Source organism: Kitasatospora sp. NPDC049258 (assembly GCF_040678895.1).
Classification (GTDB): Bacteria; Actinomycetota; Actinomycetes; order Streptomycetales; family Streptomycetaceae; genus Kitasatospora.
Map to the genome: position 1 here is coordinate 299,274 of NZ_JBFAQT010000001.1, position 19,431 is coordinate 318,704.

17 protein-coding genes are annotated in these 19,431 nt (G+C 75.2%); 10 read left to right on the plus strand and 7 right to left on the minus strand.

Annotated elements, in window-relative coordinates; translation table 11 throughout:
- Positions 1-8 precede the first annotated feature (8 nt).
- From AB0K43_RS01435 to AB0K43_RS01475, 9 genes are all read left to right on the plus strand, one after another.
- Entirely contained in the window at positions 9-272 is a 264-nt protein-coding gene (locus AB0K43_RS01435) for a hypothetical protein (RefSeq protein ID WP_363634516.1), read from the plus strand.
- 14 nt (positions 273-286) lie between these two features.
- The gene (locus AB0K43_RS01440; RefSeq protein WP_363634517.1) at positions 287-679 is read left to right on the plus strand and encodes a TadE/TadG family type IV pilus assembly protein; all 393 of its coding nucleotides are present in this window, start codon (positions 287-289) and stop codon (positions 677-679) included.
- Entirely contained in the window at positions 676-1,116 is a 441-nt protein-coding gene (locus tag AB0K43_RS01445) for a TadE/TadG family type IV pilus assembly protein (RefSeq protein ID WP_363634518.1), read from the plus strand. The genes AB0K43_RS01440 and AB0K43_RS01445 overlap by 4 nt, the downstream gene beginning before the upstream one ends.
- Before the next feature lie 21 nt (positions 1,117-1,137).
- Positions 1,138-1,584, plus strand: a complete 447-nt coding sequence (locus AB0K43_RS01450) for a hypothetical protein (protein WP_363634519.1) — start codon at positions 1,138-1,140, stop codon at positions 1,582-1,584.
- Positions 1,584-5,234 carry a LysM peptidoglycan-binding domain-containing protein gene (locus AB0K43_RS01455; protein ID WP_363634521.1) on the plus strand — a complete coding sequence of 1,217 codons (3,651 nt, stop codon included), beginning with the start codon at positions 1,584-1,586 and terminating at the stop codon, positions 5,232-5,234. Before AB0K43_RS01450 ends, AB0K43_RS01455 begins: the two co-directional genes overlap by 1 nt.
- 42 nt (positions 5,235-5,276) lie before the next feature.
- Entirely contained in the window at positions 5,277-5,711 is a 435-nt protein-coding gene (locus tag AB0K43_RS01460) for a VOC family protein (protein ID WP_363634523.1), read from the plus strand.
- An 84-nt stretch (positions 5,712-5,795) separates the two neighbouring features.
- Positions 5,796-6,731 (plus strand): hydroxymethylbilane synthase, encoded by a 936-nt coding sequence (gene hemC, locus AB0K43_RS01465; RefSeq protein ID WP_363634525.1) that lies wholly within the window; start codon positions 5,796-5,798, stop codon positions 6,729-6,731.
- A 137-nt stretch (positions 6,732-6,868) separates the two neighbouring features.
- On the plus strand, positions 6,869-7,825 hold the full coding sequence (locus AB0K43_RS01470) for a zinc-binding dehydrogenase (protein WP_363634527.1): 957 nt from the start codon (positions 6,869-6,871) through the stop codon (positions 7,823-7,825).
- 365 nt (positions 7,826-8,190) lie between these two features.
- Positions 8,191-9,981: a hypothetical protein gene (locus AB0K43_RS01475; RefSeq protein WP_363634529.1), complete on the plus strand. Its 1,791-nt coding sequence runs from the start codon at positions 8,191-8,193 to the stop codon at positions 9,979-9,981.
- 78 nt (positions 9,982-10,059) lie between these two features.
- Here AB0K43_RS01475 and AB0K43_RS01480 read toward each other — a convergent pair whose 3' ends face one another.
- The 4 genes from AB0K43_RS01480 to AB0K43_RS01495 form a co-directional block, all read right to left on the minus strand.
- A complete protein-coding gene (locus AB0K43_RS01480) occupies positions 10,060-11,451 on the minus strand; it encodes a S53 family peptidase (protein WP_363634531.1) in 1,392 nt (463 codons plus the stop codon).
- 183 nt (positions 11,452-11,634) lie between these two features.
- On the minus strand, positions 11,635-12,393 hold the full coding sequence (fabG, locus tag AB0K43_RS01485) for a 3-oxoacyl-ACP reductase FabG (protein ID WP_363634533.1): 759 nt from the start codon (positions 12,391-12,393) through the stop codon (positions 11,635-11,637).
- Positions 12,394-12,472: 79 nt separating this feature from the next.
- Positions 12,473-13,660 (minus strand): acetyl-CoA C-acyltransferase, encoded by a 1,188-nt coding sequence (locus tag AB0K43_RS01490; protein ID WP_363634535.1) that lies wholly within the window; start codon positions 13,658-13,660, stop codon positions 12,473-12,475.
- Positions 13,661-13,772: 112 nt separating this feature from the next.
- Complete coding sequence (locus AB0K43_RS01495) at positions 13,773-14,921, minus strand: acyl-CoA dehydrogenase family protein (protein WP_363634696.1); 1,149 nt, start codon at positions 14,919-14,921, stop codon at positions 13,773-13,775.
- A 154-nt stretch (positions 14,922-15,075) separates the two neighbouring features.
- Between AB0K43_RS01495 and AB0K43_RS01500 the strand changes: the two genes are divergently transcribed.
- Complete coding sequence (locus AB0K43_RS01500; protein ID WP_363634537.1) at positions 15,076-15,714, plus strand: TetR/AcrR family transcriptional regulator; 639 nt, start codon at positions 15,076-15,078, stop codon at positions 15,712-15,714.
- On the opposite strand, the gene AB0K43_RS01505 is transcribed toward AB0K43_RS01500, so the two are convergent.
- The 3 genes from AB0K43_RS01505 to egtD form a co-directional block, all read right to left on the minus strand.
- Positions 15,682-16,956 (minus strand): aminoglycoside phosphotransferase family protein, encoded by a 1,275-nt coding sequence (locus AB0K43_RS01505; RefSeq protein ID WP_363634539.1) that lies wholly within the window; start codon positions 16,954-16,956, stop codon positions 15,682-15,684. The two genes, AB0K43_RS01500 and AB0K43_RS01505, sit on opposite strands and share 33 nt — an antisense overlap.
- Before the next feature lie 60 nt (positions 16,957-17,016).
- Positions 17,017-18,093, minus strand: coding sequence for a nitric oxide synthase oxygenase (locus AB0K43_RS01510; protein ID WP_363634698.1), 1,077 nt, complete (start codon positions 18,091-18,093; stop codon positions 17,017-17,019).
- Between the two features lie 335 nt (positions 18,094-18,428).
- Positions 18,429-19,400 (minus strand): L-histidine N(alpha)-methyltransferase, encoded by a 972-nt coding sequence (egtD, locus tag AB0K43_RS01515; protein WP_363634541.1) that lies wholly within the window; start codon positions 19,398-19,400, stop codon positions 18,429-18,431.
- Between the last annotated feature and the right edge of the window lie 31 nt (positions 19,401-19,431).

A 19,431-nucleotide genomic window follows, 5' to 3' on the forward strand; every position in this document is an offset into this window, starting at 1 on the left:
ACCACACCATGACCCGGATCAGACTCCTCCTCACCTTCCTCCTGCTGCCGATCCTGCTGCCCGTCCGGCTCGGCGGCCCCGTCCTGCGTCACCGGCTCGGCCGGCTGCGCACCGCCCGGGCCGCCGGCGACCGTGGTGCCATCAGCATCGAACTCGCGCTCGCCGTCATCGTGATGGTGGCGATCGCGGGCGGCGTGCTGCTCGCCGTCAAGGCCCTCGCGACCAAGGCCACCGACACCATCCCGGACGACATCCCGAGCGCCGCGCAGTGATCCGACGCCCGCGCGTGCTCCGTTCGCCCGAGCGGGGTGCGGTCGCCCTGAGCCTGGCGATCCTCTTCCCCACCGTGCTGTTCATCGTGCTGATGGTGGTCCAGGCCTCGCTCTGGTGGTACGCCAGCGAGGCCGCGGTGGCCGCCGCGCGCGAAGGGGTCGAGGCCGGCCGGGTCCGGGGCGCCACGCCGGCGGACGGAGACGCGCGGGTACGGGAGTTCCTCGGCCGGTTCGACAATCTCGCCCGGCTGGACTCGGTTTCGCACGACCGGTCCGACGATGCCACGATGGTGATCGTGGTGGAGGTCAGGACCCAGTCGGTGCTCCCGTTCATCGACGGGCGCACCATCACCCGGAGCGCCCGTGCGCCCCGGGAACGCTTCATTGCGCCGGGGGCCACTCCGTGAGCGCTCGGCCGGACGGGGGTAGCGACCGGGGCAGCGTGGCCGTCGAGGTCGCGCTGCTCGCCCCGGTGCTGGTGGCCTTCGTGCTCCTGGTGGTGGCCGCCGGCCGGGTCCAGACCACGGCCGGCGTGGTCGACGCCGCCGCCCGGGCGGCGGCCCGGGCGGCCTCGCTCGCCCGGGACGAGGACGGAGGGCGCCAGGCGGCGGTCGACGCGGCCACCGCGATGCTGGACGAGCGACAGGTGAGATGCACCGTGGACGGCGACCACCTGCTCGCGTACCGCGACCTGACCACCCCGACCGGGACGGTCAGGACCGTTACGGCGAGCATCAGTTGTGACGTCCCGCTGGGCCAGTTGATGTATGTCGACCGCGTGCCGGGTAAGACGACCGTGGTCGGGCAGTTCACCTCGGTGATCGACCGGTACCGCGGCAACTGAGCGGGGGGAGGGGGGAGTTCGATGAACATCAGGACCATCCGGGCGATCCGCCCGGGCCGGCGCGACCGGGGCGCGATCTCCACCTTCGTGGCGATCACCGCCGCCAGCCTGGTCATCCTGCTCGGTATCGTGCTGGACCTCGGCGGCCGGCTGCGCGTGATGGAGCAGACCGACGCGCTCGCCCAGGAGGCCGCCCGGGCCGCCGGCCAGCAGCTCGACCGGCGCGCCCTGCTGGAGGGCCGCTACCAGGTCCTCCCGGCCGAGGCCCAGGCCGCGGCCGACGCCTACCTGCGCCCGTACAACCTGACCGCGCACGTGGAGTTCCCCGACCCGGGGACGGTCGTCGTGCGGATCGACTCCGAGTACCACACCAAGCTGCTCAGCCTGATCAGAATCGACACCCTCCCGGTGCACGGGACCGGCAAGGCCGTCCTGGTGCACGGCGTCACGGAAGCGGAGAACGGCTGATGGCCGCGCGACGAGCCAACCACGATGCCCGCAAGCCCGGTTCGGCCCAGGACGGCCCCGGCGGACGCCGGCCCGTCCCGCTCCGGCCGGCCCGCCGCCGCACCGCCGGCTCGGTCCTCGGGGCCTTCGGCGCGCTGGTCGCCCTGCTCGGCCTGCTGGGCGCGGTGCCCGCCGTGCTGCTCTACGGCACCCTCGCGGTGATCGGCATGGGGGATCCGGTCGAAGCCGGTCTGGGCACCGTGCTCACCAGCCCGGACGACGGCCGGCTCTTCCTCTGGGCCCTGGTCCTGGTGGGCTGGGTGGCCTGGCTCTGCTTCGCCGGCTCGGTGCTGCTGGAGATCCCCGCCCAGCTGCGCGGCCGGGTGGCCCGGCGGATCCCCGCCCTCGGCTGGAGCCAGCGGATCGCCGCCGGCCTGGTCGGCTCGGTGCTGGCCCTGCTCCCGGTGGCCGGTTCGGCCTTCGCCGTCGCCCCGGCCCACGTCCAGGCCGCCGCGCCCGCGCAGTTGGCCGCGGCGCCGCAGTACCCGCAGCTGACCGCCGCCGCCCCGGCGGCGGCCCCGGCGGCCGACCCGCAGCCCGGCTACACCGTCCGGGACTCACGGCCGGCCGACAGCCTCTGGTCGATCGCCGAGCGCCAGCTGGGCTCCGGCGAGCGCTGGCAGGAGATCGCCAGGCTCAACGCCGGCCGGGTGATGGACACGTCCGGCACCAGGTTCGACGCCGACCGGCCGATCCAGCCCGGGTGGCAGCTGCTGATGCCCGCCGACGCCAAGGCCGACCAGGCCGCCGGCGGCACCACGCAGGCCGGCGGCGCCCCCGGCGGGGCACCGGCGCCCGCCGCCCCGCACGCGGGCGGATCGGTGACCGTCGCCCCGGGGGACACGCTGTCCGCCATCGCCCAGCGGGAGTTGGGCTCGGCCGAGGCCTGGCCGCAGCTGTTCGAGGCCAACAAGGGCGCCCAGGCGCCGGACGGCGAGCGGCTCACCGACCCGGACGTGGTGGTGCCCGGGATGGTGCTCGCGATCCCCGGCGCCCCGGCCCCGGCCCCTGCGGCCACCGAGCCGGCGCCCGCTTCGCCGGCCCCCGTCGATCCCGCGCCCGCGTCGCCGGCTCCCGCCGCCGAGAGCCCGGCCCCCTCGGCCCCATCGTCCTCTTCGTCCTCGGCGGGCGAGTCACCGGCACCCGCCTCCCAGGCCCCGGTGGACTCCGCCGCGGTGCCGGTCGCCGACCAGCACCACGCCAAGCCCAGTGACGACTACTCGGTGGCGCTCGCCGCCTCCGGGGTCAGCGTGCTGCTGGCGGCGGTGCTGATCGGCTCGGTCTCCCGGCGCCGGGTCGACCAGCAGCGGGCCCGCCGGCCCCGGCACCGGATCGCGCTGCCCGCCGCCCCCGCCGCCGCCTTCGAGGCCGAGCTGAAGGCCCGGCAGAGCAGCCCCGCCCTGGACCTGCTCAACCGGGCCCTGCGCACCCTCTCCCGCAACACCGTGCGCGGGGAGAAGCGGCTGCCCGCCCTGGTCGCCGCCCGGGTGACCCCGGGCCGTACGGTCGAGCTGCACCTCGCCGCGCCCGCCGTCCCGATCGCGCCGTTCCGCGCCGCGCACGCCCCCAACGTCTGGTGGTGCCCGGAGGACTCCTCCGAGCTGCTCTCCCCCAACCAGGCCGCCAAGGCCGCCTCCCCCTACCCCGCGCTGGTCACCCTGGGCAGCTCGCCCGACGGCTCGGTGGTCCTCGCCGATCTGGAGACGGTCCGGCTGGTGCACCTGGCCGGACACCCCGACGACGCCGGTGACGTGCTGCGGACGCTCGCGATCGAGCTGGCCCACAGCCCGCTGGCGGACCGCCTCCATCTGCACCTGGTCGGGTTCGGCGCCGAGTTGCCGATCGCCGGGCCCGCCGTGGAGCGGGTGCACCACCACGAGACCATCGAGGCCGCACTCGCCGTCCTGGGCCCCCGGACGGCCAAGGCACGCGCCACGCTGATCGCCGCCGACGCCACCAGCCCGCGCGACGCCCGCAGCCGGGGCCACGCCGACGAGAGCTGGGTGCCGGAGATCGTGCTGTCGGCCCAGCCGCCGTCCGGCGACGTCCCCACCGCGCTGGGCCGGCTGCTCGACGGCCGCCCGCGGACCTGCCTGGCGGTGCTGACCCGGGCGCCCGAGCGCGGCGCGGGGCCGGTCGCCCGCTGGACGCTGCCCAGCACCGGGCAGACCACGCTGCCCGGCCTGCACCTGTCGGTGGAGCTCCAGCGGCTGAGCCCGGAGGAGCTCGGCCACCTCGGCGAGCTGGTCCGCAGCTCGGGCGACACCACCCAGCACCCGGCGCCGGACTGGACTTTGGACGGGCCCGGCAGCGACCTCGAACCGGCCGAACTTCCGCTTCCGGTACCGGTGCTGGCCGGGGTCGGCGCGGGGCCGGTCGGCGGTCTTGGTGCGCTCGGTGGCGAGGCCGGGCCGCGGCTGGTGGCCCGGGTGGTCGGCACCGGGATGAGCCCGTTCGCGGGGATCGCCCCGACCGCGCCGGCCCCCGCGCCGGTGATCCCGCTCGCGCCGATCAGCCCGCTGACCAAGCAGCCGGCCCCGAAGCAGCCGGCCGCCGGCCGGCCCTCCTCGCCCCCGCCGCCGCCGGCACGGCACAGCGTCAACGGGCTCGGCCTGCACGCGGCCGCCACCCCGGTGCCGGCCGCCACCCCTGCGCCGACCCCCGTGCCGGAGCCGGCCGCCGATCCGGCCCCGGAGCCGGTCGTGGCGCACGAGCCGGCGCCCACCCCGGCCCCCGCCGCCGTCCCCCCGGCACCCGGCCCCGCCGCCGCCGAGCGGCCGGGCGCCACCCGGAGCGACAGCGACGACCTGCTGGCGATCCTGCGCTCCCCGGAGGCCCACACCCCCCGCACCGCCCCCCGGATCCGGCTGCTCGGCCCGGTCGACGTGCTCGGCGCGGTCGGCGCCGCCGACCAGGGAGCGGTCGCGCACCTCACCGAGCTGGCCGCCTTCCTGGCCCTGCGGCCGGGCACCGACCACACCGAGCTCGACCGCGGCCTGCACCCGGGCGCGGCCCACCTCGACCAGCACCCGACCGCGGCCGGCGCGGCCGTCAACCCGCTGCCCAACAAGCTGACGGCGCTGGCCTCCTGGCTGGGTGCTTCGGCCGAGGGCCGCGAGTTCCTGCCCGCGGACCAGGCGGACGGCTACCGCCTGGCCCCGACCGTCACCTGCGACTGGGACGAGTTCCGCAGCCTCTACCGGCGCGGCATGCGCAGCACCAGCAGCACCGCGGACGCCGCGCTGGCCCACGCCCTCGCCCTGGTCCGGGGCGCCCCGTTCGCCGAGGCCGCCGCCGGTGCGTACGGCTGGGCGGAGGCCGAACGGCAGGACATGCTGGCCGCCATCGTCGACACCGCCCACGAACTCGCCGCCCGCCGGCTCCAGTACGGCGACCACCGCACCGCCGAGGCCGCCATCTTCCGGGCCCTCGCGGTCGCCCCCGAGGTCGAACTCCTGCACCGCGACCTCTTCTACGCCTACGCCTCGGCCGGCGCCCGCGACCAGCTGGTGCGGGCCGTCAACCGGCTGGACGCGCTCAGCCGCCGCACCGGCCGCCAACTCGACCCGGACACCGTGGCCCTGCTGCGTGACCTGCTGTCCGGGGGCTGAGCCACCCGGCGCTCCCGGGCGGTGCGCAGTACGATCCGGTCCATGGCAGCCAAAGTCGATCTGACCCTCGACTGTGCGGACGCAGGGCTCCTCGCCGTCTTCTGGAAGACGGCGCTGGGCTACACCGACGAGCCGCCGCCCGCTCCGTTCGCGACGCGCGAGGAGTGGCTCGCGCAGTTCGACCTGCCGGCGGACGACTCGGCGGACGGCGGGGCGTGGCTCTGCGACCCCGACGGCGCCGGCCCCCGCCTCTCCCTCCTCGAGGTCCCCGAGCCGAAGACGGCGAAGAACCGGCTGCACCTCGACATCCGGGTGCCGGGACACGGCGGTCCCGATGAGCGGTGGCGCCGGATCACGGCGGAGTCCGAGCGGCTGGTGAGGGCGGGCGGAGCCGTCCTGGAGGTGTTCGACGGGCACCACATCGTGATGGTCGACCCGGAGGGCAACGAGTTCTGCGTCGCCGCCGGCCCGCCCTGAGCCGGCCCTCGCACGGGTGACCGCGACCGGCCGCGTCGCGCGACTCGGTTCATCACCGGGGATCTGACGGTCTATCATCGCGCCATGTCCAGTGCCGAACTGATCCGGATCGTCTCCCGCTCCTCCCCGATGGCGCTCGCCCAGGTCGAGCGGGTGCGGGCCGAACTCGCCGTGCTGCACCCGGGGATCGCCACCGAGGTGGTGCCCGTCACCACGTCGGGCGACCGCTGGATGGGGGATCTGTCGGCGCTCGGCGGCAAGGGGGCGTTCACCAAGGAGGTGGACGCGGCCCTGCTGGCCGGCGAGGCCGACCTCGCCGTGCACTGCCTCAAGGACGTGCCCGCGGACCGGCCGCTGCCGGCCGGCACGGTGTTCGCGGCCTACCTGCGGCGCGACGACATCAGGGACGCCCTGGTGCACCCCGGCGGGCTGACCCTGGACGAGCTGCCGCGCGGCGCCCGGATCGGCACCTCCTCGGTGCGCCGGATCGCCCAGCTCGCCGCCTCCCACCCGCACCTGGAGTGTGTCCCGATGCGGGGCAACGCCAACAGCCGGCTGGCGAAGCTGGACGCCGGCGAGGCCGACGCGCTGCTGCTCGCGGTCTCCGGCCTGGAGCGGATCGGACTGCCGGAGCGGATCAGCCAGATCCTCCCGGTGGACATCATGTGCCCGCCGATCGGCGCCGGCATCCTCGCCCTCCAGTGCCGCGAGGACGACCCGGCCACCATCGAGACGGTCTCCGGACTCGGCCACCGCGAGACCTGGCGCGAGGCCACGGCCGAGCGGATGTTCCTGCACGTGCTCCAGGGTCACTGCAACTCGCCGATCGCGGGCTACGCCAAGGCCGAGCCGGACGGTCGGCTGTCGATGCGCGGCCGGGTCTTCGCACCCGACGGCAAGCGGATCCTGGACGCCCACGAGTGGGCGGGCGCGCTCGGCCCCGAGGACCTCGGCACCGCCACCGCGCTGGCGCTCAAGCGGCAGGGTGCCCAGGAGCTGATCGACGGCATCCCGCACTGAGACCCGGTCGACCGCTCCCCGGCCGCCCTGACCGGCCGCCCTGACCGGCGGCCCCGACCCGTCGGCGCTTGACCTCAAGCGAGGTTGAAGTCCGAGGATGGCCGGAACGGAGCGGCAACGAGCGAGTCGAGGACGTCATGCGCGCAGTGTGGTTGAGGGAGTTCGGCGGCCCGGAGGTCCTGGTCGAGGGCGAGGCGCCGGAGCCGGCGCCCGGGCCGGGGCAGGTGCTGATCGAGGTGGCGTACGCCAACACCACCTTCGTGGAGACGCAGTTCCGGGCCACCGGCCGCGGGCCGTTCCCGGCGCAGCCGCCGCTGATCTTGGGCAACGGCGTGGGCGGGGCGGTGGCCGCCACCGGGCCCGGGGTCGACCCCGGGCTGGTCGGCCGGCGGGTGGTGGCCGGGACGGGCGGCTCCGGCGGCTACGCCGAGTACGCCCTCGCCGCCGCCGAAGCCCTGTACCCGGTGCCCGAGGGTCTGGCGCTGGACGACGCGGTGGCCCTGCTGGCCGACGGCCGGACGGCCGTGCTGCAGCTCGACGCCGCCGCCGTCAAGCCGGGGGACCGGGTGCTGGTGGAGGCCGCGGCCGGCGGGGTCGGCGGTCTGCTGGTGCAACTGGCCGCGGCTGCCGGGGCCACCGTGGTGGCGGCGGCCGGTGGCGAGCGCAAGCTCGGGCTCGCCCGCGAGCTGGGCGCGGCCGAGACCGTCGACTACCGCGAGCCCGGCTGGGAGGAGCGGGTGGCGCCGGTCGACGTGGTGCTCGACGGGGTCGGCGGGGCGATCGGCCGGGCCGCGTTCCGGCTGCTGCGGGCCGGCGGCCGGATGGTCAGCTTCGGCCTGGCGAGCGGGGAGTGGGCCGGGATCGAGGAGGCCGAGGCCGAGGCCCGGCAGGTCACCCTGCTGCGGCCGGTGCCGTCCCCGGTCCTGCTCCGCCGGGCCACCGAGCAGGCGCTCGGCGAGGCGAGGGCCGGCCGGCTGCGCCCGACGGTCGGTCAGCGCTTCCCGCTCGCCCGCGCGGCCGACGCGCACCGGGCGATCGAATCCCGGGCGACGGTCGGCAAGACCCTGCTGGAGGTCCGCCCCGCCGCGCGGTGACCCTGGTCGCTGCCGGGCCGTCAGCCGTCGGCCCCGTCGCCGCCCGTCGCCGCCCGGACCGGCCCGGGCGGCCCGTCCGCCGTCGCCCCGCGCCCGTGACCGGCGAGGATTCGTCCGGCGGCCAACCCGGCGGACGCCCCCGGACATCCGCCGCCCGCTCGTCCGTCACCCGGGCCCGCTAGCGTCCTGGTTGCACCGTACGGTCCACCGGCCGAGCCGGCCGGATCTTCCGGGTGATCGCCGACCCGGCCTGGCTCGCGGCCGGGACGACCCCTTATGGTGGCGAAATCGGGCGTGGTGAGCGTGCCACAGTGGAGCGGGACGTCGCGCGGCGGCGGGCGGGGCGGTGACCGGTAGTGGCGGACGTGACGACGACGCCTGGCGGCGACGAGTGGCGGCCCTTCGGCCTGGACCTGCCTGCGCAACCACCCGGTGGTGGTCCTGACGAGACGTCGGCCGAGCGCAATGCTCCGGCCGCGCCGGGCCGGATCCCGCCGCCGCCGCAGTCCGCGCCGGGCCCGGTGGCGGGCACCGGCTGGACGGTGACGATGCCGGTGATCCAACTGGCCGCGCCGCCGCTCGGGGCCGCCCCGGAGCAGCCGGCCGGGCGCGGCGCGCGCGGCCGGATCCTGGTGGTCGAGGGCGGGTACGGCGGGTCGGGGCGCCGCTCGTGGGGCCGCGGTGGCTCGGGCCAGGGCCCGGTGCTGTCCTCGATGCTCGCCGCGGTGCCGCCGCAGATGCTGCTGGTCGCGGACGGCGTCGACGCCGTCCACCTGCCCGGCGCCAGCGACCCGCAGAGCGTGCTGGCCCACCTGCGCGCCGCGGCCCGGCACGCCGGTCCGCTGCTGGTCCACCTCGGCGGCCATCTGATCGCCGACCGGCGCAGCGGCCAGCTGCACCTGACGCTGCGTGATGCCAAGGCCGGTGAGAGCCTCCCCTGGCAGGCACTGGCCGCGGAGCTCCGGCACCGCCCGGCCGAGTGGGACACCCTGGTGATCGCCGATCTCAGTGCCGACCACGCCGCCATGCCGCAGGTGCAGAGCGCGATCACCCCGCTGGTCGACGGCGTCCCGCTGTGGGCCGCGGTCAGCGTGGACCCGGAGCAGATCGGTACCTTCACCCGCGCCCTGATCGAGGCGCTGCACGGCGGCCGGCCCGGGCTGGAGCCGGTGCTGACCCCCGAGCAGGTGCGCCAGCAGGTGCACTCGGTGCTGCGGCCGGACGTCGTCACGGTCACCGCGCACGCGCCCGACCGGCCGATCTTCCGCAACACCGCCCGGAAACTCGCCGGTGACGGGGTGCCTCGCCCGTACGAGGGCCCGCGCCCGGCCGCGGTGATGCCCAAGCCGGCGCTCCGGGCGCCCCGGCCGACGCCGCGTCAACCCGAACCGGGGCCCGCGCAGGCCGGGCAGCCGGGTCAGGCCAGGCGGGCCCAGGTGCCGGTCTCGCTGTTCAAGCCGGACGTCCCGCTGACCCCGCGGCGGATCCGCCCGGTCACGCTGCTCAAGACCGGTACCCGGGCACCGGAACCGGTCGAGCAGGTCGAGCAGGTCGAGCCGGTGGTGCGGGCCGAGCGGGCCGAGCGGGCCGAGCCGCCGGTGTCGCTCGCCAAGCCGGCGCCGGGCGCAGGGCCGGAGCCGTTGGTCAGCCTGGACAAGGCGGCCGGGCCCGGGCCCGCGCCGACCGGCGACCCGATGGCCGCCTACCGCGACGAGATCGGGGTGATCGTCCGCACCGCGGACACCGGCGACCACCAGCGGGCCAGCACCCTGGCCCGGGCACTGGAGGACCGCGTGGTGGCGGCGTACGGGCCGGTCGCGCCGGTGACGCTGCAGGTGCGCCAGGTACGGGCGCACGTCTCCCGGCTGGCCGGACGCCCGGCGGTCGCCGCCGACCTCTACCGCGAGGTGGCGCTCACCCTGCTGCGCACCCAGGGCCCCGAGCACCCGGAGACCCAGCAGGCGGCGACCAACGCCGAGGCCTGCTGGCGCGGGATCAGGAGCCCGGCCGAGGCGATCGGCGTCGCCCCGGACATCATCGAGCTGCGGGCCCACCTGCCCGGCCCCGACGGCCGCAAGCTCCGCGCCGCCGAGCGGTACCTGCGCCAGCTGGTCGAGGCGAAGGCGGCCGCCGAGGTGGCCGCCACGGTGGACTGAGCCCCGGACGTGCCGCGGGACGGCCGCGCACCGGAGTGCGCGGTCGCCCCGCGGGTTCGGTTCACCGGGCCGGTCGGCTCAGCGGCCGGCGATCGCGTGCACGAAGCGGGCGCCGTCGATGGTGCCGAGGCCGGAGGCCAGGTCGTAGCCCTTGGCGGCCTGGTAGCCGGTCACCGTGTCCCAGGAGTTGTCACCCGTGGTCACGTCGGTGATGCCGCTCCACTGCGAGGGCAGTGCGGCGAGCCCGTAGAGGCGCCAGTTGAGCTGCCCGAGCCGGTGCCCGGCCAGCTGGTCGGCCAGCGCGACGACCCCGGAGAAGATCGGGGTGGCCTCGCTGGTGCCGCCGGTGAGGTGCCAGCCGACCCGGGCCGGGTCGTAGGACTCGTACGTCCAGGCGGCGCCGTCCACGGCCGCGCTCATGCTGATGTCGGGGGTGCCGCGGTGGTTGCCGGTCACCTTGGCGACGCCGAGCTGGTACCAGGGGCGCTCGAAGACGCCGGAGACGCCGCCGCCGGCCGCCCCGTAGTCGTCGTGCCAGACCTTGTCAGGCGCGGTGCGCCTGCCGTCGTTGTCCAGGGTCAGCTGGGTGCCGCCGATCGAGGTGACCAGCGGGTCGGAGGACGGCCAGGAGTTGACCTTGTACGGGTACAGGTCGCTGCCGTTCTCCATCGCGTCGGTGGCGCCCGCGTCACCGGAGGCGGCGAGCACGGTGACGTCCTTGGCGGCGGCCGCCTGGAAGGCGTAGCGCAGGTCGGTCAGCGACTTGAAGTCGCCCTTGTCGAAGCCGGGGAAGGTGTTCTCGGTGGCACCGAAGCTCTGCGAGATGACGTCCGCCCGGCCGGCCTTGATCAGGGCCTTCTCGGCGTCCATCATCTCGGGCAGGCCGGTGACCCCCTCGGTCTCGGCGACGCCCGTCTCGACCAGGACGATGTGCGCGCCGGGGGCGACCGCGTGCGCGTACTCGACGTCGAGGGTGGTCTCCCCGGCCCAGCCGGTGTGGTCGCCGTTGGTCGGGTCGAAGGGCGGGACGTTGCCCCACTTGACCACCTCGACCTGGGTGTCGGGGATGCCCCACTGCTTGTCGAAGACCTCCAGGTCGTGCTGGATGGTCGGGGAGCCGAACGAGTCGACGATGACGATGGTCCGGCCCTTGCCGGTGACACCCTCCCGGTAGAGCGGCCCGAGGTTGTACGCGCTCCGGTACTGCAGCGGCGAGTAGCAGTGGATGGCGAGCTTCGCCACGCAGTCGGAGGTCGATATCGGCGCGGCCAGGGCCGCCCGGCTGATGTGGCCGCTGGAGGCGGGCCGGACCTGGACGGTGGCCCGGCCGGTCGGCCGGTCGGCCACGGCGGCCGCGGTCTGCGCGGTGACGGTGGCGCCGGTGAGGGCGGTGGCCCCCACGGCGAACAGCGCCAGGGTGCGCGCGGTGACGGAGCGTCGGGTACCCGCGGTGACGGGGGTGATGCCCATGGGACTCCTCGGAAGGATGGGAGCCGGCCGAGCCGGCCGGCTCCCATATCCCATCGGCAGCGGGGCGGGCCTTCCATAGTCAGACCGGGGCCGTTGGGATGGTCTTCGCAGGCCACGGAATCAGGTAAAGGGCAGCCCTGCTCCAGGTAACTCGGCTGATCAGACCATCAGCTGAGGTAAAGATCAGCGCGCTCCGCCGTTCACGTAGAGCGTCTGGCCGCTGACGTACGAGGCGTCCTCACTGGCCAGGAAGGTGACCACGGCGGCGATCTCCTCCGGCTGCCCGACCCGGCGCAGCGGGGTGCGCTCGGCGACCTGGGCCTGGTGCTCCTCGGGGGAGGCGCCCACCCGCTCGGCGGTGGCGGCGGTCATCGAGGTGGCGATGTAGCCGGGGGCGACGGCGTTGACGTTGATGTTGTACGGGCCGAGCTCGATCGCCAGGGTGGCGGTCAGGCCCTGGATGCCGGCCTTGGCGGCGGCGTAGTTGGCCTGGCCGCGGTTGCCCAGGGCGGAGCGCGAGCTGAGCGAGACGATCTTGCCGTACTTCTGCTTCACCATGTACTTCTGCGCCACGTGGCTGCAGTTGTAGGCGCTGGTCAGGTTGACCGTCAGGACGGCGTCCCAGTCGCCCTTGGCCATCTTGAAGAACAGGTTGTCGCGGGTGATCCCGGCGTTGTTGACCAGGATGTGGAGCCCGCCGAGGTCTTCGGCGACCCGGGCGAAGACGGCCTCCACCGCGTCGTAGTCGGCCACGTCGCAGCCGTACGCCCGCGCCGTGCCGCCCTTGGCGGTGATCGCGTCCACGGTCTCCTGCGCCCGCTCGGGTGCCAGGTCGAGGACGGCCACGGCCGCGCCCTCCTCGGCGAGGCGCCGCGCGGTGGCCGCGCCGATGCCCTGGGCGGCGCCGGTGACCACGGCGACCTTGCCTGCGAAACGAGTCACTGCACTCTCCTTGGGGATGTACCGGCACCGGGCCGGGGTGGACCGGATCGGGTGTTCTCGCGGTCGGACGCGGCCGGGGTCAGACGCTCTCGACCAGGACGGCGGAGCCCTGCCCGACGCCGACGCACATGGTGGCCAGGCCCCGGCGGGCTCCGGTGCGGCGCATCCGGTGCAGCAGGGTGGTGAGGATCCGGGCGCCGGAGCCGCCCAGCGGGTGGCCGAGCGCGATGGCGCCGCCGGAGGGGTTGACCAGCTCCGGGTCGAAGCCCAACTCCCGTACGCAGGCCAGGGCCTGGGCGGCGAAGGCCTCGTTGAACTCGGCCTCCTCGAGGTCCTCGACCGACCAGCCGAGCCGGCCGAGCACCCGGCGGGTGGCGGGCACCGGGCCGATCCCCATCTCGTCCGGGTGGACCCCGGCCGAGGCGCCGGCCGCGTACCGGCCGAGCGGCTCCAACCCCAGCTCGCCCAGGGCCTGTTCGCTGACCAGCAGCAGGGCGGCGGCGCCGTCGTTCATCGGCGAGGCGTTGCCCGCCGTGACGGTGCCGCCGGGCCGGAAGGCGGGCTTGAGGGCCGCGAGCCGGGCCGCCGTGGTGTCCTCGCGGATGGACTCGTCCTGGTCGACCGTCACCCCGTCCGGCCGCTGCACGGGCAGCAGCTCGGCGTCGAAGTGGCCGTCCTTGCGGGCCGCCGCGGCGCGCTGGTGGCTGCGCAGGGCGAAGGCGTCCTGGTCCTCGCGGCTGACGCCGTACCGGGCGGCGACCTCCTCGGCGGTCTCGCCCATCGACAGGACGCCGTGCAGGTCCTTCATCCGGGGGTTGGTGAGCCGCCAGCCGAGCCGGGTGTCGAAGGTCTCCATCCGGTGCGGCAGGACCTCGTCCGGGCGCGGCAGCACGAAGGGGGCCCGGCTCATCGACTCGCAGCCGCCCGCGACCACGATCTCGGCCTCGCCGGAGCCGATCGCCCGGGCGGCGGTGGTGACCGCCTCCATGCCCGAGGCGCACAGCCGGTTGAGGGTGGCGCCGGGCACCGAATCGGGCAGCCCGGCCAGCAGTACGGCCATCCGGGCCAGGTTGCGGTTGTCCTCGCCGGCCTGGTTGGCGGCGCCCCAGTAGACGTCGTCGATCCGGGCCGGGTCGAGCTGCGGCACCTGGTCGAGCAGGCCGCGCAGCACGGCGGCCGACAGGTCGTCGGGGCGGACGGTGGACAGCGCACCGCGCAGCCGCCCGATCGGGGTGCGGCGGGCGGCGGCGAAGTAGACAGGGCGCACTTCTTCGGGCTCCTTATCCGGACGGACTCTTCTGGACGGACTCTTCTGGGGGCGGTGCTGGATCGGGGGCGGTGCAGGATCGGGGGCGGTGCCGGATCGGGGCGTGCGGTGCTCAGAACGCGTTGACGCCGGTGAGGGCCCGGCCGATCAGCAGCTTGTGGATCTGGCTGGTGCCCTCGTAGAGGGTCATCACCCGGGCGTCGCGCAGCAGCTTGCCGACCGGGTACTCGTCGATGAAGCCGTACCCGCCGAAGACCTGCAGCGCGTTGTTGGCGGCGCGGACGGCGGCCTCGCTCGCGTACAGCTTGGCCACCGAGGACTCGGTGGCGAACGGCAGCCCGCGCTCGATGTGGTCGGCCACCCGCCAGGTCAGCAGGCGGGCGGCGTCGACGTCCACCGCGATGTCCGAGATCAGCTCCTGCACCAGCTGGTGCGAGGCGATCGGCTTGCCGAACTGCTCGCGCTGCCCGGCGTAGCCGACCGCCGCGTCCAGGCAGGCCTGGGCGATGCCGACACAGCCGGCGGCGACCGACATCCGGCCCTTGGCCAGGGCGGCCATCGCCACCCCGAAGCCCTTGCCCTCGGCGCCCAGCCGGGCGCTGTCGGGCACCCGGACGGCGTCGAAGCTCAGCTCGGCGGTGGCCTGGCCGCGCAGGCCGAGCTTGCCGTGCACCGGCCGGCGCTCGAAGCCGGGCAGGCCGGTCGGGACCAGGAAGGCGGTGATGCCCTGGTGGCCCGGCCCGCCGGTGCGGGCGAAGACCAGGGCGACCTCGGCCCAGGTGCCGTTGGTGATGAACATCTTGGCGCCGCTGATCAGCCAGTCCGCGCCGTCCCGGACCGCCCGGGTGGTTAGGTTGGCGGCGTCCGAGCCGGTGCCCGGCTCGGTGAGCGCGAAGCAGCCGAGCGCCTCGCCGGAGGTCAGCCGGGGCAGCCAGTGCCGCTTCTGCTCCTCGGTGCCGAACGCGTTCACCGACTTGGCGACCAGGCCGAGGGTGACCGAGACGATGCCGCGCACCGCGGAGTCGCCGCGGCCCAGCTCCTCCAGCACCAGGCAGTACGAGAGGTGGTCGCCGCCGCTGCCGCCGTACTCCTCCGGGATGGTCAGGCCGAGGAAGCCCAGCTTCGCCAGCTTGCCGACCACGGCGCCGTCCACCGACTCCGCCCGGTCCCACCCGGCCGCGTACGGCGCGATCTCACGGTCGGTGAAGGCGGCCGCCAGCTCGCGGACGGCAGTCTGTTCCTCGGAGAGCTCCAGGTTCACGGCGGCGGCCACCTCGATAAACTAGCGCTGCAAGTTTTATCCGGACTCTAGCCCGCCCGGCCCGCGCTGCAAAGGGGCCCCCTGCCAGAATGTCGGTCGGAGTGTCGGACGGCCGGCGCCCGACCCGCTGAGGCACCGACCGCAGGAGGCGAGCATGGCCCGACCGCGCACCCCCCTGCTGAGCCGGGGCCGGATCGTCGCCGCCGCGCTGGCGCTGGTCGACGCGGAGGGCCTGGACGCGCTCTCCACCCGCCGGCTGGCCACCCTGCTCTCGGTCAGCGGGCCCTCGCTCTACAACCACTTCGGGACCAAGGACGAACTGCTGGACGCGGTGGTGGACAGCGTGATGGGCGAGGTCGACCTGTCGATGTTCGACGGCTCGGCGCCCTGGCGCGAGGCGCTGCGCGACTGGGCCCGCTCCTACCGGGCCGCGCTCGCCGCCCACCCGCACATCGTGCCGGTGCTGGCCCAGGGTCCGGGCCGCCGGCCGAACGCGCTGAAGCTGGCCGACGCGGTCTTCGGCTGCCTGGTCGAGGCCGGCTGGCCGCGCGGCCAGGCGACCAGGATCGGCGCCCTGATGCGGTACTTCATCACCGGTTCGGCGCTCGGCTCGTTCGCCGCCGGCTTCCCCGAGGACGCCAAGCTGTACGCCGCCGACTACCCGCACCTCGGCGAGGCCCACCTGCTGGCCGAGCACCAGCGCCGGATCGACGAGGGTGCCTTCGAGACCGGCCTCCAGGCGCTGCTGGACGGGCTCGACCTACGCTTCCAGCGGCTCGCCGTCGCCGACTGAGGCCAGCGCCGCCCGGATCTCCGAGGCCGGGTCGCCCTCGTGGTAGATCCGCTCGCTGGGCTCGACGCCGTCCAGGAACTCCTGGTAGCGCACCGCCAGGTGCAGGTGCAGCAGCGGCTCCGCGAGCTCCAGCGCCCGCCCCGGGTCCGAACCGGGCACCAGGGCCGACCAGGCCGCCACCCATCGCGCGCGGACGTCCGCCCAGCGCCGCTCGGGCAGGAAGCCGCGCGGTCGCAGGCCGTCGAAGGCGGGGTGGCCGAGACAGGCGTCGGAGAAGTCCAGCACCACCGTCCGTCCCTCGTGGTACCGCCAGTTACCGGGGTGGAAGTCGCCGTGCAGCAGCGTCGGCGGCAGCCCGCAGGCCGTCAACTCCTCCGTCAGGGCGGGGAGTCGGCCGATCAGCCGGTGGGCGCCGGCCAGCTCGTCGGCGGTCAGCTCGGCCACCGCGCCGCTCGCCAGCAGCTCCGCCGCGCGCCGGGCGACGGTGCCCGGGAGGCGATCGGCCAGGCCGATCCCGGCCTGCCACCCGGCCGTGGGCCGGTCCGTGGGCCGGTCCGTGGGCCCGGCCAGCCGGGCCTGCGCCGCCGCCCATCGGTCGACCACCTCGAGCATCGCGTCCTGGGGGACGCCCCAGCAGTCCTGCCCCGGTACGTGGTCCAGCAGGACGCGGTGCTCCGTGCCGGCCAGCACCGCCGGGACCAGCCCCTCGTCCACCGCGGCGACCGCTCGGCACACCTCGGCCTCCGGGGCCCCGAACCGCGGGGTGGTCTTCAGCCAGGCCGCACCGCGGGCGGTCGGGATCCGGAACAGGCCGGACAGGTTCCAGCTGCGGACCTGCTCGGGGGCGCCGACCGGCGGGCGGCCGGCGACCGTCAGCTCCCGGTCGGCCCAGTCGAGCGCGGCGCGCAGCCCGGCCGGGGTGGCCCACGCCGCCCGCAGCGCATCGTCGGCCGGGTCGAACTCCGCCGGTGCGGGCGCCAGTTGGTGGAGGTCCTGCTGGTCCGGGCGGTGCAGGGCCTCGGCGTGGTAGGTCACGGACCCGCCTCGGTCGCCGTCCCCGCCCTCGGTCGACACCAGCCGCAGGACCATCACCGGCACCCGCAGCAGCCCGCTCAGCCGCGCCGCCACCGGCCTGACGTCGTGCCGCCACGGCGTCTCCACCGGGAACGGCTCGACCGCCCCCAGGTACTCGCCCCGCCAGGTCACGACGGCGGTGACCACCCGCCCCGGTTGCGCACGCATCCGGGCATTGTGCAGGCCGACCGTGCCGGCCACCACCCGATTTCCATGGACGCGGGCGGATCACCAGGGACCGCGGGCCAGGAAGGCGGGGCGCAGCTCCGGATCGACCGCGTCGTAGTAGCGGTGGTAGACGGGCGTGAGGCCGCCGGAGACCGGGGGCACGATCCAGCTCCAGTCCGCCGGGGTCGGCCGGCCGAGCCGCTTCTCCTGGGCGATGTGCCTCAGGAACCGCTCGGACTCGGTGTGGTGGTCCGCCATGGTCACCCCGGCCACCTGGAAGGAGTGCAGCACCGCGACGTTCAGCTCGACCAGGGCGCGGTCACGCCAGAGCGACCGCTCGGTCGAGGTGTCCAGTCCGAGGCGCTCGGCGACCGTGGCCAGCATGTCGTACCGGTCGGCGTCCGCCAGGTTCCGGGCGCCGATCTCGGTGCCCATGTACCAGCCGTTGAACGGCGCGGTCGGGTAGCGGAGCCCGCCGATCTCCAGCACCATGTCGCTGATCGCGGGCACCGTGTACCAGCGCAGTCCGAGGTCGGTGAACCAGCCGTGCTCGGGGTGGCTCAGCCACACCTCGGAGACGGCGTCGTCCGGCAGTTCGTACCACTGCGGATCGGCTCCGGGCGCCGGCTGGATCAGCAGCGGCAGCACGTCGAACCGGCCGTCGCCGCCCTTCCACCCCAACGCCCGGGCCTGCTCGGCCAGTTCGGACCCGGCCGGATCGCCCAGCAGGCTCCCGTCCGGCTGCCGGTGCCCGGCGTAGCGCACCAGCTGCTGGTTGAGCACCCGGGGCGCCGGCCGGCCCGGCCGGTCGGGGGCGAACACCGAGATCACCGGCCGGATCCGGCCGCCGTTGCCGGCCACCCGCAGGTGCTCGAAGCAGTGCTCGGCCATCTCGTCGGGGGAGTCGACGTGCCGCAGGTCGCGCACCACCAGGCTGCGCCAGTAGAGCCGGCCGATGCAGCGCGCGGAGTTCCGCCAGGCGACCCGTGCGCCGAAGGCCAGCTCCTCGGGCGTGTGCCGGTAGCTGCCGGTGCGGTCGATCTCCGCGAGCACCTGGCGGATCCGCTGCTCCGGGTCGCCCGCGCCCGGCCGTTCGTGGTGGAGCTGGCGGACGAAGGCCACCGCCTCGGCGGCCAACCGGCTCTGCGTGGTCTGCGGGCTCCGTGCGGGTGCAGGTCCGGCGCCGGGGGGAATGCCGGGGTGCGCGTAGGGGCAGACCCCGGCCGGTGCGGGTTTGCGGGTGCGAAGGCGACTGAAGATCAAGAGCACATCCCTCCTGACCACATGGGTACCGGAGGTGTGTTCCCGGCCGCAGGGAGTGCGCGATTCGGGCCCCGGGCCCGGTCGAACGGCGCTAGGGTGCGACGCCGGAGGGCGCCCGCCCGTCACGGCGGGCGCCCAGCTGCGGCACGTCTGCGCGGCCGCGACCGGCTACCGCGGCTGCGGCTGCGCGGTCAGTGCGGTGAACGCCGTCAACGCGGTACGGCCAGCGACAGCCCGAACCGGCCCTGCTCATCCGTCCACCACTCGGCCAGCTTCAGGCCCGCCGCCTCCAGTTCGTCGGCCACCCTGGTGTGGCGGAACTTGGCCGACACCTCGGTCCGCAGCTCCTCGCCCTCCTCGAAGTGCACCGCGAGGTCGAGTGCCTGGATCTTCACCGTCTGGGTGCGGGTCGAGCGCAGCCGCATCTCGATCCACTCCTGCCGGGCGTCCCAGAGCGCCACGTGCTCGAAGGTCCCCGGGTCGAAGTCGGCGTTCAGCTCCCGGTTGAGCACGTTCAGCACGTTCTTGTTGAACGCCGCCGTCACCCCGGCCGCGTCGTCGTACGCCGCCACCAGCACCTTGGGGTCCTTCACCAGGTCGGTGCCGAGCAGCAGGGAGTCCTGCGGCCCCATCAGCTTGCGCAGCCCGCTCAGGAACTCGGCCCGCTCCGTCGGCAGCAGATTCCCCAGCGTGCCGCCGAGGAAGGCCAGCACCTTGGGGCCCGCGCCGCTCGGCAGGCCCTGCCCGTGGGTGAAGTCGGACAGCACGGCGTGCACCGACAGCCCCGGGTACTCCCTGGTCAGCGCCTTGCCGGCCGCGTTCAGCGCGCTCTCGCTGACGTCCACCGGGATGTACGTCTCCAGGGTGCCCAGCTCCTGGAGTGCGTCCAGCAGCAGCCGGGTCTTCTCGGAGGAGCCGGAACCGAGCTCCACCAGCGTCCTGGCCCGGGTGATCGCGGCGATCGCGCGGCCCCGGCTGGTCAGGATCTCCCGCTCGGCCCGGGTGGGGTAGTACTCCGGCAGCCGGGTGATCCGCTCGAACAGCTCGCTGCCCCGGGCGTCGTAGAACCACTTGGGCGGGAGGGTCTTGGGACTCGCGGTCAAGCCGTGCTGCACGTCATGGCGTAGCGCGTGGCTGAAGTGGTCGGCGGGCAGCTGCCGGGTCAGATCGTAGGAGCTCACGACAGGTCGTCCTCTCAACTCGTCAACTGGG

Coding starts and splice junctions, on each gene's coding strand:
- AB0K43_RS01450 (WP_363634519.1), top strand. CDS start 1,138: ATGAACATCAGGACCATCCGGGCGATCCGCCCGGGCCGGCGCGACCGG.
- AB0K43_RS01500 (WP_363634537.1), top strand. CDS start 15,076: ATGGCCCGACCGCGCACCCCCCTGCTGAGCCGGGGCCGGATCGTCGCC.
- AB0K43_RS01480 (WP_363634531.1), bottom strand. CDS start 11,451: ATGGGCATCACCCCCGTCACCGCGGGTACCCGACGCTCCGTCACCGCG.
- AB0K43_RS01460 (WP_363634523.1), top strand. CDS start 5,277: ATGGCAGCCAAAGTCGATCTGACCCTCGACTGTGCGGACGCAGGGCTC.
- AB0K43_RS01505 (WP_363634539.1), bottom strand. CDS start 16,956: ATGCGTGCGCAACCGGGGCGGGTGGTCACCGCCGTCGTGACCTGGCGG.
- hemC (WP_363634525.1), top strand. CDS start 5,796: ATGTCCAGTGCCGAACTGATCCGGATCGTCTCCCGCTCCTCCCCGATG.
- AB0K43_RS01455 (WP_363634521.1), top strand. CDS start 1,584: ATGGCCGCGCGACGAGCCAACCACGATGCCCGCAAGCCCGGTTCGGCC.
- AB0K43_RS01470 (WP_363634527.1), top strand. CDS start 6,869: ATGCGCGCAGTGTGGTTGAGGGAGTTCGGCGGCCCGGAGGTCCTGGTC.
- AB0K43_RS01435 (WP_363634516.1), top strand. CDS start 9: ATGACCCGGATCAGACTCCTCCTCACCTTCCTCCTGCTGCCGATCCTG.